This window comes from Mesorhizobium sp. M0189 (assembly GCF_040322135.1).
Taxonomy (GTDB): Bacteria; Pseudomonadota; Alphaproteobacteria; order Rhizobiales; family Rhizobiaceae; genus Mesorhizobium.
On sequence record NZ_JAMYSW010000001.1, the window covers coordinates 592544 to 605665 of the forward strand.

Below are 13122 nucleotides of genomic sequence, written 5' to 3' on the forward strand. Positions count from 1 at the left end.
TGATATCAGACCGCCGAGCCGTAGAGGTCGTAAGCGTCGGCACGATCGATCTTGACCGTGACGATGTCGCCGGCGCGCAACGGCCGCCGCGATTGGATATGCACCGCACCGTCGATTTCGGGCGCATCGTATTTGGTCCGGCCCTTGGCCGAATTGCCATGTGCTTCGTCGATCAGTACCGGCAGGCGCTTGCCGATTTTCTTGGCGAGCTGCGTTGCCGAAATCTTCTGCTGGCGCTGCATAAAGCGGTGCCAGCGGGCTTCCTTGACCTCCTGCGGCACTTGCTTGAGGCCGAGCTCGTTGGAACGGGCGCCTCTGACCGGCTCGTATTTGAAGCAGCCGGCACGATCGATCCTGGCCTCGTCCAGCCAGTCGAGCAGCATCTCGAAATCGTCGTCCGTCTCGCCGGGGAAACCGACGATGAAGGTGGAGCGAATGGCGAGATCCGGACAAACCTCGCGCCAGCCGCGAATGCGCTCGAGCGTCTTTTCGCCATGGGCGGGCCGGCGCATGTTCTTCAGCACCTGCGGCGAGGCGTGCTGGAACGGGATGTCGAGATAGGGAAGGATAGTGCCTTCGGCCATCAGCGGGATGACGTCGGCGACATGCGGATAGGGATAGACATAGTGCATGCGCACCCAGACACCGAGCTTACCCAGCTCTTCCGACAGATCGAGGAATTTCGCCCGCACTTCGCGATCGCCGAACATGCTGGTCTGGTATTTGATGTCGATGCCGTAGGCGCTGGTGTCCTGCGAGATGACGAGGATCTCCTTGACCCCGGCCTTGGCCAGCTTCTCGGCTTCGCGCAACACGTCGGCGGCCGGCCGCGATACGAGATCGCCGCGCAGCGCCGGGATGATGCAGAAGGTGCAGCGGTTGTTGCAGCCTTCCGAAATCTTGAGATAGGCATAGTGGCGCGGCGTGAGCTTGACGCCCTGCGGCGGCAAAAGGTCGATATAGGGATCGTGGCTCGGGGGAGCGGCCTCATGCACTGCCGCCATCACGCTTTCATAAGCTTGCGGGCCGGTGATGGCGAGGACGTTGGGATGTCTTTCACGGATGACGTCCGGTTCGGCGCCGAGGCAGCCGGTGACGATGACCTTGCCATTCTCCGAAAGTGCCGAGCCGATGGCGTTGAGCGATTCGTCGCGGGCCGAATCGAGGAAGCCACAGGTGTTGACGACGACCAGGTCGGCGCCGTCGTGCTTGCGGGCGATCTCGTAGCCTTCGGCGCGCAGGCGCGTGATGATGCGTTCCGAATCCACAAGGGCTTTCGGGCATCCAAGACTGACGAAGCTGACACGAGGGGCGGACATCAAAGCTTTTCCGGATTTTCAGGATTGGCGGCGCAGTACCACAGTTGTTGCCGCATTGGTATGGGCAGCGGCTGCAGCGAAACGCAAGCGCCCCCGAAGGCTGGCCGAAGTCGAAGTGCCGGCCGATGCGAATTCGAGTCGATGCGTCAGCTCACCGCACTGCTGACATGCGGCAAGACTTCCACCGCGCCTCGATAGATCATATCGAGTGCGACATAGAAGATGATCAAAAGGCCGATATAGGCGATCCAGCGATGGCGGTGCAGCAGCTTGGCGATGAAGCTCGCGGCAAGGCCCATCAGCGCGATCGACAGGACCAGGCCGATCACCAGCACCTGGAAGTGATCGCGCGCTGCGCCGGCGACTGCCAGCACGTTGTCGAGCGACATAGAGACGTCGGCGATGACGATCTGCAATGCAGCCTGACCCAGCGTCTTCTTACGCGCCTTCCCGGCCACCATATTATCGCTGTTGATATCGGAATTGGACAACGCCTCGGTCGCCTCCACTTCGTCGGCATGGGAGGTGCGCAGTTCGCGATACATCTTCCAGCACACCCACAGCAGCAGGATGCCGCCGGCCAGCAGCAGGCCGACAATCTGGAGCAGAGTGACAGTGATAGCTGCAAAACCGATGCGCAGCACCGTCGCCGCCACCACGCCGATAAGGATCGCTCTCTTGCGCTGCTCGACCGGCAGGCCGGCAGCGGCAAGGCCGATGACAATGGCGTTATCGCCTGCAAGCACGAGATCGATGGCGATGACCTGGAGCAGGGCAGAGAAGCCCGCGGCGGTGAAAATTTCCATCGACTGGGAGTTCCCTTGCTGGTTGGCCGGCCGTTCGCGTCGAATGCCTGGAGGCCCTAACGTGTATGGTTCCCGCGCGTCAAGGGACTGGTTGGAACAAGGTCGGCAAACCGCCCGTCACGGCGGCAACATACAGAGTTGGCGACGATCGGCCCGAAACACCGGCGAAAATGCGGCCAGAGGTCGCGAATGCCTAGTTGTAGAGATTGTATTTGGGCCAGTCGCTTTCGGGAATTTCGTCGCCGATCCGGTAGCGGAGCTGCAGGACCTCCATATGGTCCGGCGCTGTCTCGCATTTGAATTTCAGCCGGTACCATTGTCCCTTGCTGCGAAACGCAGCGCCCGGGCTCCTGATCGCATCGGCGCCCATTTCGGGCGTCGCAAAGGCGTAAGCGACGACGCGATCGGCTCTGTATTTGTGGTCGTCGCGGGTAATCCGGTCGAGAATTTCGGCGTCGCATCTCTGCTCCAGCCGGGTTTGCGGATCGAGTTTCAGCAGGCCGGCGCGCAATGCGCTGTCCATGGCGCTGGCCGGCCAAGCCACTATCGTCCATGCGAAAACCGCAGAAAATACTTTATTCATAGGCGGGAGAAGCATCATATTCGGACGGAGAAATCAACCCGATCGGGGTCACTTCCCGGTCATCTCGACGCAAGCCCAGGAGATTGCTTTCGGGACAAGGCTTCAAATGGCGGAGGGAGTGGGATTCGAACCCACGGTGGGCTTGCACCCACGCCGGTTTTCAAGACCGGTGCCTTAAACCGCTCGGCCATCCCTCCAAGGTGATTTTTCAATCACTTAGGATATCGCGAGAGGGCGGGTTCGAGCAGTCGGTACCGGATTGGCACCAGGACGTTCCCCGACCGGTTCGCGCTTCATTCCTGTAAAGCCGCATTCAACACCAAGTCAACCATGGCGACCGCACCTTTGGGCGCGATTCAGGACGGTGAGCAGCCCGGCATGGCGACCTGTGTTTTGTGCTGAGTGTGGAAAATCGTTTTTAAAACCCGCACAGACTATTAATCGTTGTGCGCCGATATGTTGGGCGCATTAAACACATGTAAGTAAATCGTATTCCGGAGTTGATTTTGGCCGTACTTGGCGCTCTCCCGCCCGGTCTTCGCTGTAGACCAATTCGAGAAACCGACTGGGAGGGAGTGGTCGACTGTCTGTGCAGGGGCTTTCCGGCGCGTAACCGGAGTTACTGGATACAGGCTCTGACCCGTTTGTCGCAGCGGCCCGCAGTTGCCGAGTTCCCACAATATGGCTTTGTTTTGGAGCATGCCGGTCGGATCGTCGGCGTTGTGCTCACCCTTTATGCTCGCTACCAGGGGTCGGAGGGCGACGAAATCCGCTGCAATCTTTCAAGCTGGTCAGTCGACGCAGAATTCCGTCCCTACGGCGCCATGTTGGTTGCGGCGGTTCTCAAGCGAAGGGATGTGACCTACACGAACATTTCGCCGGCACAAGCGACATTGAAAGCCAACCGGGCGCTCGGCTTTCGGCTCTTCTCCAGCGGACAATTTACCTTCGTGCCGGCATTAAGTTCGGCGCAGCGGTCATGTCGCGTGCTCGAAGCGCGTCCCGATCTTCCGGAATTGGCGATGCTGTCCGAGAGTGAGAGATACATACTCTCTGAACACTCCACGCTGGGCTGCCTGTCGTTGATCTGCATTTGCGACGGAGCAGCGTTTCCCTTGGTGTTGATGCCGCGCCGAATGTTGCACGGTCTTATCCGATGCCATCAGATCATCTATTGCCGCTCGCTCGCGGATTTAAGCCGGTGCGCCGGTGCCGTGGGGCGCTTTCTCTTGCGAAGGGGAATCCTGGTTTGCTTTGTCGACGCCAAGGAGCCGATTCCAGGTTTGTTGGGGTGGTACCGCGCCAACAAGGGGCTGAAATACTTCAAGGGCCCCAGACCACCCGCACTTGGGGATCTGACGTTCACCGAGCTTGTGATATTCGGTCCCTGAATCTGCGCTCGGAGACATGCCAACGCCGGGCAGCAAAGCGTGCGGGCACGAATGGCGCTGGTGATCGATACGCGATGATTTTCATGCCGATCGGCGAGACGGTCGTGCCACAATCTCGCCCGGTTCCGACCACAATCGGTTAATACGGTGATAAACAATTCCTGCGCACAAAAGGATTGGGGTTGGGAGTCGCCGGCGTTTCTGGAGTGGGTGCTTTGGCACCGCCAACGTTAAAGCTGCGGTGCCTTCGTCGAGACTGTAGGGGACAATCGAAAATGCAGACTACGGCGCGCCCGCGTCTTCGTCGCGCTTCCGCTTTCGCGCTGTTTGCCTTGTCGGCAGCCTTTCTTGCGGCATGTGCCGGGCCGCAGCAAAAGGCGATGGTCAACAAGAAACCACGCTCCAAGGAATATTTTTCCGAAGCCGAATACGGTGTGAAAGCCAGCCCGCGCGTGATGTTCAAGACGTCTCGCGGACGCGATCAGCTCGGCAGACCCTATCAGGTGCGCGGCAAGTGGTACTATCCGAAGGAAGACAAGCGTTACGCCAAGGTTGGCCTCGCATCCTGGTATGGTGAGGCCTTCCACGGCCGGTTGACCGCCAACGGCGAAGTCTACGACATGGCAGATCTGACGGCGGCGCATCCGACCATGCCGCTGCCGAGCTATGCGCGTGTCACCAACATGAAGACCGGCAGCTCGGTGATCGTGCGCGTCAACGATCGCGGACCCTATCATGATGGACGCATCATCGATGTGTCTAAGCGCGCTGCTGAAATGCTCGATTATGCCAATATCGGTACGGCCGAGGTGAAGGTCGAATATGTCGGCCGTGCGCCGCTCGAAGGCAATGACGGTCAATATCTGATGGCCTCGTACCATCCCGGCAACAGGGCACCGGATCCATCGGACGGTCTGCCCAGCGGTGTCATGGTCGCCATGAATGGGCCGTCGCCGAGCCTGCCGGTAAGCGCCGCGGTGGTGCCGTTCCCCGGTCAGCTGACGAATTCCGGGCAGGCATCGGAAGCTGTCGTTGCGACGCAGGCACCGGCCTCCGGCGATGTGACGCTGCCCGAATTTGGACCGATCGTGCCGGAGCGTCCGGAAATCAACCTGCCGGCGCAATCGCCATTCACTGTGGCGTCGCTGTCCTATGCCAATGAGCGCGTGCAGCGCGCCTCCAACGCCTTCGCCGCGCTGGATGGCGTCGGCATGTCGCCCGCCGAGATTCTTCAATCCTGGAAACGGCAAGCTCCTCCAGCCGGGTCGCCCACGGACTATGTCGCGGCGGGTTCGTTCGAGGATGCCGCCGAAGCCGAGCGGGTGGCGGCCAAACTTTCCAGCTTCGGCAAGACCGAGATCCAGCGCTCCGAACTCGACGGCAAAGGCTGGTACTCGGTCAACCTCTATGCCGACGGCCATGGCAGCCTGGACGAGATGCTGCAGGCCGCGTGGTCGCATGGTGCGCCGGATGCGCTTGCCGTACGCAACTGATGGCGGGTCGCCTGGCTTTCTCGTGCACGATTGATCCGCCGTGGAAAAGCCTGCTAGCTTCGGCCAACTTGCAAAAGAGCGCCGGCTGACTGGTCGAACCCGATGAAATTTTTCCGTCCTTCCACCGGGCTCATGACGCTCGGCCTGCTGCTGCTCTCGCTTGTGCCGGTCTCAGCACAGCTTTTCGAGACCAAGGCCGCGCAGGCCTTCATGATCGACGCCGAAACCGGCACCGTGCTGTTTTCCAAGGATGCGGACAGGTTGATCCCGCCGGCCTCGCTGGCCAAGCTGATGACGATGGAAGTGGTCTTCGACGCCATCAAATCAGGGCGTATGACGCTCGACGACACTTTCGTGGTCAGCGAGAACGCCTGGCGCAAGGGCGGCGCTCCTTCGGGGACATCGACCATGTTCGCGAAACTCAAGTCGACGATCCGGCTGGAGGACCTGATCCAGGGCGTGACCGTGCAGGCGGCCAATGACGGCTGTATCGTCATCGCTGAAGGAATGGCCGGGTCCGAAGCGAATTTCGCGGCGCAGATGACCGAGCGCGCCCGCCAGATCGGCTTGCAGAAATCGACCTTCGTCAATTCCACCGGTCTGCCGGCCGACGGGCAGCAAACGAGCGTTCGCGAGCTTGCGCTTCTGGCCCTGCATATCTGGCGCAACTACCCGGATCTCTACCGCTATTATGGCCAGAAGGATTTTAGCTGGAACAAGATTTCCCAGAGGAACCGCAACCCGTTGCTGGCCATGGATATAGGCGCCGACGGCCTTGCAGTCGGCGCCAGCGAGCAATCCGGATTCGGCATAGTCGGCTCGGTCAGCCACAATGGAACAAGGATGATTGCGGCAATGAGCGGACTGGCAAACGACCGCGAGCGCGCCGAGGAAGCGCGAAAGCTGCTCGACTGGGGCGTTCGCTCGTTCGAGAAGACGGAGATATTCGCCAAGGACGAAGTGGTTGGCGAAGCCCAGGTCTTTGGCGGCTCCAAATCCGGCGTCGCGTTAAAGGCTAATGGACCCGTGGAGATATTCCTACCGATCGCCAACCGCGACAAGCTCACCGCCAGGATTGTCTATGACGGACCGGTGGCAGCGCCGGTGGAGGAGGGGCAGCCGGTGGGTACGCTGCGCGTCTGGATCGGCGATACGCTGAGCCAGGAGACGCCGCTTTTTGCCGCCGAGTCGATCGGTGTCGGTTCGTTGCCGCAACGCGCGCTCGATGCCGCCAAGGAACTGGCCGTCGGCTGGCTGCGTTAGCACCGTCGCGGTGGACCTTTTTTCCCGCCGGGACTATACGGTCCCCGAAGTATGGACAAAGGCTTTGGCGCGCGGATTTTTCATCACTTTTGAAGGCGGCGAAGGAGCAGGCAAGTCGACGCAGATCGGGCGGCTGGCAAAGAAGATGCGCGCCAAGAAATACGATGTACTGGTGACGCGTGAGCCGGGTGGCTCGCCGGGCGCGGAGGCGGTTAGGCATGTCCTGCTTTCAGGCGCAGCCGAGCCGTTCGGCCCCAAGATGGAAGCGCTGCTTTTCGCCGCCGCGCGTTCCGACCATGTCGAACAAGTCATCCGGCCGGCAGTCGAGCGCGGCTCGGTCGTGCTTTGCGACCGCTTCATGGATTCCTCTCGCGTCTACCAGGGCGTCACCGGAGGCCTCGACCCGGCATTCATGGACGCGTTGGAGAAGGTCGCCATCAACGGCATGGTGCCGGACATGACGCTGATCTTCGACATCGACCCCGCCGAGGGACTGAGGCGCGCTACCGCCCGACGGGGCAGCAGTGACGGCCCGGACCGCTTCGAGAAGGAAACATTGGCCATCCACCAGCGCCGCCGCGAGGCGTTTCTGACGATCGCCGCGGCTGAACCCGAACGCTGCGTCGTCGTCGATGCGTCAGCAGACCCGGACACGGTGGAGGATGTCGTTACCGCCACCGTCTTCGCGGCTCTCGAGAAGATGATGCCGGCGCAAAGCAGACAGGCGGCGCCGGCATGATTTTCGAACGCATCGCACCCGAACAGCACGATACGCTGGACGGGGTGCCGGAGCCATCCGAGACGCCGCGTCTCGTCGGACATCTTCAGGCCGCCGATATGCTTGCCGCCGCCTATCGCTCGGGAAAGCTGCCGCACGCGCTGATCTTTGCCGGGCCGGTCGGCATCGGCAAGGCGACGCTGGCCTTTCACCTGGCGCATCACCTGTTGAAGCACCCGGCCTTCGGGCAGGCGCCGGAAAGCCTTGCCGTTCCCGATCCGGCATCGTCGCTGTTTCGTCAGATCGCCACCGGCGCGCATCCTTCGGTGCTGCATCTTACGCGCCCCGCAAACGACAAGACCAAGAGCTTCAAGACCGTGGTCACCGTCGACGAGATCCGCAAGGTCAGCCGCTTTCTGTCGCTGACCTCGCATGACGGCAGCTACCGGGTGGTTATCGTCGATCCCGCCGACGACATGAACACCAATGCTGCCAATGCCTTGCTGAAGAATCTTGAAGAACCACCGGCGCGCACCTTGTTCATCCTCATCGTCCATGCGCCGGGCAGCCTGCTGCCGACGATCCGGTCGCGCTGCCAGATGGTGCGGTTGGCGCCGCTCGATGCCGAGAGCTTGATGACGGTTCTGGAGGGCATCGAGCCACCGCCACCGGAGGATCCTGCGGCGCGCGCGGCGCTGGCGGAACGGGCAGGGGGCAGCGCCCGCAATGCGATCCTGCTGACGCAATATGGCGGGCTGGAAATCGCCGCCACCCTCGACGCCCTGGTGATGGCCAAAAAGACAGATGTCGCCGGCGCCTACCGTCTTGCCGAGGCGGTCGCCGGCCGCGACCAGGCGATCCCGTTCGAGATATTCAATCGCCGCGCACTTGATCTTCTGTCGGCCGGCGCCAGCCAGGCCGCGCTGGCCGGCGATTTGGCGCGGGCCAAAACGCTGTCGGATACTTGGCACGAGGCTTTGAACGCTATATCTGAAACCGAGACCTACAATCTCGACAAGAAGCAGCACGCCCTGACCATGATCGACCGCCTGAATTCTGCAATGCGAATGTGACGGCCGCTGGCGTGGCTTTGAAGCCCCTGAGTTTTGATCCCAATCAATCGCAGGAACTTCGAAGCCACCACATTGGCGTCGGATGGCAATTGCCGTTTCGATGCGATATCTCACCGCGACATCTTTCATTCAGACATTCATGACGGCTCATCCATGGCACGCGAAAAATACTACGTCACGACGCCGATTTTCTATCCGAACGGCAAGCCGCATATCGGCCATGCCTACAATGTCATCGCCAGCGACACGCTGGCCCGCTTCCAGCGGCTCGACGGCAAGGACGTCTTCTTCGTCTCGGGAACCGACGAGCACGGTTTGAAGATGCAGCAGACGGCGGACGCCGAAGGCTTAGCGCCGAAAGCGCTTGCCGATCGCAACTCGGCGATCTTCCGCTCGATGCTCGAAGCGACCGGTTGCTCGAACGACGTTTTCATCCGCACCACCGAGGAGCGTCATTACAAGGCCTGCCAGGCGATCTGGACGCGCATGGCTGAGAATGGCGACATCTACCTCGACCGCTACAGCGGCTGGTATTCGGTGCGGCAGGAAGCCTATTTCGACGAGGCCGAAACCAAGGCCGGTGACGACGGCGTGCGCCGCGAACCACTCGGCTCGCCCGTCGAATGGACCGAGGAAGAGAGCTATTTCTTCCGCCTTTCCGCCTATCAGGACAGACTGCTCGCGCTCTACGAGAACAGCCCCGAATTCGTCGGACCGGCGGAGCGGCGCAACGAAATCATCAGCTTTGTCAAATCCGGCCTGAAGGATCTGTCGATCTCGCGCACCACATTCAAATGGGGCGTGCCGGTGCCCGGCGATGAGAAGCATGTGATGTATGTCTGGGTCGATGCACTAACCAACTACATCACCGCCGCCGGCTATCCGGATCCGGCCAATGAGAGATGGTCTTTCTGGCCGGCAAACGCCCACGTCATCGGCAAGGACATCATCCGCTTCCACGCGGTCTACTGGCCGGCATTCCTGATGTCGGCTGGCATCGAATTGCCGAAGCGCGTGTTCGCGCATGGTTTTCTGTTCAACCGTGGCGAGAAAATGTCGAAGTCGGTCGGCAATGTCGTCGATCCGTTCGCGATGATCGAGCACTACGGCCTTGACCAGGTGCGCTATTTCTTCATGCGCGAAGTGCCGTTTGGCCAGGACGGCAGCTACAGTCACGATGCCATCGTCAACCGCACCAATGCCGATCTTGCCAACGATCTCGGCAATCTGGCGCAGCGCTCGCTGTCGATGATCGCCAAGAACTGCGGCGGCGTGGTGCCTAAGCGCGGCGAATTGAGCAATGCCGACAAGGCGATCCTCGATCAGGCCAATGCCGCCCTTGTCACGGCGCGCAGGACGATGGCCGACCAGGGCATCCATCTGGCGCTGGCGGCGATCTTTGGCGTGGTGGCGGAAGCCAACCGCTATTTCGCCGGCCAGGAGCCATGGGCGCTGAAGAAGACCGATCCGGCACGCATGGAAACGGTGCTGTGGACGACGGCTGAAGTGATCCGGCGTGTCGGGCTGCTGTGCCAGCCCTTCATTCCGGAGTCGGCGGCAAAGCTGCTCGACCTTTTGGCGGTGCCGGCGGACAGCCGCGATTTCGCGAATGTCGCCGAGGCTCACGCGCTGGTATCCGGCACGGCGCTGCCGGCGCCGGAACCGGTATTTCCACGCTATGTCGAGCAAACGGAAACAAGCGCCTGATGCTGGTCGACAGTCACTGCCATCTCGACTTTCCGGATTTCGCCGAGGAGCGGGCGGCCATCGTCGCCCGCGCCCTTGCGGCCGGTGTCGGCCGCATGGTGACGATCTCGACGCGGGTGAAGCGGTTTCAACAAGTGCTTGAGATTGCGGAGACTTTCGATGAGGTCTATTGCTCGGTCGGTACCCATCCGCACAATGCGGCCGAAGAGCTTGATGTGACTGTCGAGGATCTGGTGCGGCTGTCCGATCATCACAAGGTGGTGGCGATCGGCGAGGCCGGGCTCGATTATTTCTACGATCATGCGCCGCGCGATGCACAGGCGCAGGGCTTTCGCACCCACATCGCCGCGGCTCGTGAGACCGGTCTGCCGCTGGTCATCCATTCACGCGACGCCGACGACAACATGGCTGATATCCTCGAAGAAGAAACAGGGAAGGGCGCCTTCCCCTTCATCTTGCACTGTTTTTCATCGGGGCGCCGGCTGGCCGAGATCGGCGTGGCGCTCGGCGGCTACGTTTCGTTTTCCGGCATCCTGACTTTCAAGAACTCCGCCGAGTTGCGCGCCGTCGCCGCCGATGTGCCGCGCGACCGTCTGCTGGTCGAAACCGACGCGCCATACCTTGCGCCGATCCCGTTTCGCGGCAAGCGCAACGAGCCTGCCTATGTCGCGCATACAGCCAAGGTGCTGGCCGACACGATCGGCGTCAGCGAGGCCGAGATCGCTGCTATCACCACCGACAATTTCTTCCGGTTGTTCAGGAAAATGCCGCGCCCGAGCGCGCCGGGCGCCTGACGCATGAGCGATCGGTTGCGTCTTACCGTCCTCGGCTGCGGCTCATCGCCGGGCACGCCACGCATCACCGGCGACTGGGGTAATTGTGATCCGACCAACCCAAAGAACCGGCGCATGCGCACCGCAGCGCTCGTCGAGCGGATCGCGGCGAATGGCGCCAGGACCACGGTCGTCATCGACACCGGCCCGGATTTTCGCGAGCAGATGCTGCTGGCATCGGTCAGGCGCATCGATGCGGTCGTCTATACGCATCCGCATGCCGACCACATCCACGGCATCGACGATTTGCGCGGCTTCGTGCTCGAGCAGCGCCACCGGATCGACATCCATGCCGATCAGGTTACCATGCTGCGGCTGAGGGAAGCGTTCCGCTACTGTTTCGAAACACCGAAAGGCAGTTCGTATCCGCCGATCGTCAACGCCCATATCATCGACCACAACAGGCCGGTGGTGATCGAAGGCGAGGGCGGCGCCCTCACCATCGAACCGCTGCCGCAAATCCACGGCGACATCATCTCGCTGGGTTTTCGTATCGGCAATCTCGCTTATTGCCCTGACATCAGCGACTTTCCGGGAGCGACAGCCGAGCGTATGCGCGGGCTGGACATGCTGGTCATCGACGCGCTGCAATACACCTTCCATCCGAGCCATCTGTCGCTTGGCCAGGCGCTCGGCTGGATCGAAAGACTGGCGCCGAAGAACGCGGTGCTGACGCATATGCATGTGCCGCTCGACTACGCCACGGTAATGGCCGAGACGCCGGCCAACGTCGAGCCTGCCTATGACGGCATGACGATCGAAATCCCTTACAAATCAGCGTAAAGGACCAAGGTTTTCATAGCTGGGTTACAGAGTTCGCTCCAAACCGCCCAGCGGCTCGCTTATGCTATCTTCGCCACGTCCTATCGGCCATGTCAGTTCCATAATCTATCTTATGCGACTGAAGCCTGTAGCGTCCACTGAAGCCTGTAGCGTCCGTTGGCAGCGAGACAGCATTTGTGGGGCAACGGCGTGCTAGGGTTGCGAATCATGAACACACTGCTTGCAAGTCTTGCCCTCACCCTCGCCTGCGCATTCACTGACGCGCGAGCGCAGGACTTTGATCGTGCGCCAGGCGAGAATGACCTGGCTTTCGCGAAACGTGTGGTTAGGTTCGCGGACAACGTTGATCCGCACACCACAGCCGTGACCTGGAACGGCCTCCAGACACTGTTCGTCGATTACCAGACCACTGAGGAATATCCGGAACGCCCACTCGTCGCACTACAGCAGCAACCCGACGGGTACCGTACAATCCAGGTCACGCTTGGCGAACACGAAGGCGGCACGCCAGAGATTACAGCGCTCGGCCTCGTCAACGCCGATCACGATCCGGCAAAGGAACTGACTGTCATACTTGCCTGGCCTGTTTCGCACTACGACGTTTCGGGGACGCTCTACGAAGTTCGCATCTTCGACGCCCCCAAACCGGGCCAGAAGGCGCTGACGCAATTGAAAGTGAGCCAAAAGTTCGACGCCACCTGCGACTGCGGATGGCGCGACGGCACGACGAAGCGTTTCCGTTTCAAGACGATCAGGGCGGTCAAGGCTGAATTGAAGCGCTTGGGCTATTAGCCGCCGGCGAGAGCTCGCTTGCCGGATGCTGCCCCCGCCTACCCGGTGACCGGCAATCGTCACGAGCGCCGGCACAGGCTGGGTCGCTCGTCAGAATTCCATATCCCCGAAGTCACCGCCATTATCGGAGCTGGCATCGTCTGCCTGGTCGGCTTCGTCCGGCTGCGGTGCCGGCCGTTCGGCTGCCTGCGCTTCGCTGCCGCCAAACATGCCGGCGATCGCATTGCCGAGCAGCACGCCGCCTGCCACCCCCATCGCGGATAGTGTCCTGAAGGTTCTGCAAAAAGTTTTGGAGAGAGAACGGCGCTTGCTCTGAAGGGCGAGCGGCCATGGCACGGTGGTGACGTTGCAATCACCGATT

12 protein-coding genes, 1 tRNA gene and 1 pseudogene are annotated in these 13122 nt (G+C 61.3%); 9 read left to right on the forward strand and 5 right to left on the reverse strand.

Annotated features, from left to right (window positions below; genetic code table 11):
• Positions 1 to 5: 5 nt before the first annotated feature.
• The 4 genes from rimO to NKJ09_RS02850 form a co-directional block, all read right to left on the reverse strand.
• Positions 6 to 1319, reverse strand: coding sequence for a 30S ribosomal protein S12 methylthiotransferase RimO (gene rimO, locus NKJ09_RS02835; protein ID WP_352494663.1), 1314 nt, complete (start codon positions 1317 to 1319; stop codon positions 6 to 8).
• Positions 1320 to 1465: 146 nt separating this feature from the next.
• On the reverse strand, positions 1466 to 2125 hold the full coding sequence (locus tag NKJ09_RS02840; RefSeq protein ID WP_023717595.1) for a TerC family protein: 660 nt from the start codon (positions 2123 to 2125) through the stop codon (positions 1466 to 1468).
• Positions 2126 to 2318: 193 nt separating this feature from the next.
• Positions 2319 to 2726, reverse strand: a complete 408-nt coding sequence (locus NKJ09_RS02845) for a DUF930 domain-containing protein (protein WP_352494664.1) — start codon at positions 2724 to 2726, stop codon at positions 2319 to 2321.
• A gap of 89 nt (positions 2727 to 2815) precedes the next feature.
• Positions 2816 to 2905 (reverse strand) — tRNA-Ser (locus tag NKJ09_RS02850).
• Positions 2906 to 3352: 447 nt separating this feature from the next.
• Between NKJ09_RS02850 and NKJ09_RS02855 the strand changes: the two genes are divergently transcribed.
• The 9 genes from NKJ09_RS02855 to NKJ09_RS02895 all read left to right on the forward strand — a co-directional run bounded on the left by NKJ09_RS02855 (position 3353) and on the right by NKJ09_RS02895 (position 12761).
• Positions 3353 to 4099: a hypothetical protein gene (locus NKJ09_RS02855; RefSeq protein WP_245278523.1), complete on the forward strand. Its 747-nt coding sequence runs from the start codon at positions 3353 to 3355 to the stop codon at positions 4097 to 4099.
• 275 nt (positions 4100 to 4374) lie between these two features.
• The gene (locus NKJ09_RS02860; protein ID WP_023717591.1) at positions 4375 to 5592 is read left to right on the forward strand and encodes a septal ring lytic transglycosylase RlpA family protein; all 1218 of its coding nucleotides are present in this window, start codon (positions 4375 to 4377) and stop codon (positions 5590 to 5592) included.
• 132 nt (positions 5593 to 5724) lie between these two features.
• Positions 5725 to 6855 carry a D-alanyl-D-alanine carboxypeptidase family protein gene (locus tag NKJ09_RS02865; protein ID WP_036244342.1) on the forward strand — a complete coding sequence of 377 codons (1131 nt, stop codon included), beginning with the start codon at positions 5725 to 5727 and terminating at the stop codon, positions 6853 to 6855.
• 64 nt (positions 6856 to 6919) lie between these two features.
• Positions 6920 to 7594 (forward strand): dTMP kinase, encoded by a 675-nt coding sequence (gene tmk / locus NKJ09_RS02870; protein WP_352482558.1) that lies wholly within the window; start codon positions 6920 to 6922, stop codon positions 7592 to 7594.
• Positions 7591 to 8646: a DNA polymerase III subunit delta' gene (locus tag NKJ09_RS02875; protein ID WP_352494665.1), complete on the forward strand. Its 1056-nt coding sequence runs from the start codon at positions 7591 to 7593 to the stop codon at positions 8644 to 8646. Before tmk ends, NKJ09_RS02875 begins: the two co-directional genes overlap by 4 nt.
• Before the next feature lie 120 nt (positions 8647 to 8766).
• Positions 8767 to 10353: a methionine--tRNA ligase gene (metG, locus tag NKJ09_RS02880; RefSeq protein WP_352494673.1), complete on the forward strand. Its 1587-nt coding sequence runs from the start codon at positions 8767 to 8769 to the stop codon at positions 10351 to 10353.
• On the forward strand, positions 10353 to 11147 hold the full coding sequence (locus tag NKJ09_RS02885) for a TatD family hydrolase (RefSeq protein ID WP_352494666.1): 795 nt from the start codon (positions 10353 to 10355) through the stop codon (positions 11145 to 11147). Before metG ends, NKJ09_RS02885 begins: the two co-directional genes overlap by 1 nt.
• 3 nt (positions 11148 to 11150) lie before the next feature.
• A complete protein-coding gene (locus tag NKJ09_RS02890) occupies positions 11151 to 11969 on the forward strand; it encodes an MBL fold metallo-hydrolase (protein WP_023717587.1) in 819 nt (272 codons plus the stop codon).
• A gap of 207 nt (positions 11970 to 12176) precedes the next feature.
• Entirely contained in the window at positions 12177 to 12761 is a 585-nt protein-coding gene (locus NKJ09_RS02895) for a hypothetical protein (RefSeq protein WP_352494667.1), read from the forward strand.
• Between the two features lie 90 nt (positions 12762 to 12851).
• Here NKJ09_RS02895 and NKJ09_RS02900 read toward each other — a convergent pair.
• Positions 12852 to 13122, reverse strand: a pseudogene (locus NKJ09_RS02900) (hypothetical protein); the annotation flags it as partial.

What these genes read in the sequence shown, in the direction of transcription:
- rimO (WP_352494663.1), bottom strand. Translation starts at nt 1,319, where the DNA reads ATGTCCGCCCCTCGTGTCAGCTTCGTCAGTCTTGGATGCCCGAAAGCC.
- NKJ09_RS02840 (WP_023717595.1), bottom strand. Translation starts at nt 2,125, where the DNA reads ATGGAAATTTTCACCGCCGCGGGCTTCTCTGCCCTGCTCCAGGTCATC.
- NKJ09_RS02845 (WP_352494664.1), bottom strand. Translation starts at nt 2,726, where the DNA reads ATGATGCTTCTCCCGCCTATGAATAAAGTATTTTCTGCGGTTTTCGCA.
- NKJ09_RS02860 (WP_023717591.1), top strand. Translation starts at nt 4,375, where the DNA reads ATGCAGACTACGGCGCGCCCGCGTCTTCGTCGCGCTTCCGCTTTCGCG.
- NKJ09_RS02865 (WP_036244342.1), top strand. Translation starts at nt 5,725, where the DNA reads ATGACGCTCGGCCTGCTGCTGCTCTCGCTTGTGCCGGTCTCAGCACAG.
- NKJ09_RS02875 (WP_352494665.1), top strand. Translation starts at nt 7,591, where the DNA reads ATGATTTTCGAACGCATCGCACCCGAACAGCACGATACGCTGGACGGG.
- NKJ09_RS02885 (WP_352494666.1), top strand. Translation starts at nt 10,353, where the DNA reads ATGCTGGTCGACAGTCACTGCCATCTCGACTTTCCGGATTTCGCCGAG.
- NKJ09_RS02890 (WP_023717587.1), top strand. Translation starts at nt 11,151, where the DNA reads ATGAGCGATCGGTTGCGTCTTACCGTCCTCGGCTGCGGCTCATCGCCG.
- NKJ09_RS02895 (WP_352494667.1), top strand. Translation starts at nt 12,177, where the DNA reads ATGAACACACTGCTTGCAAGTCTTGCCCTCACCCTCGCCTGCGCATTC.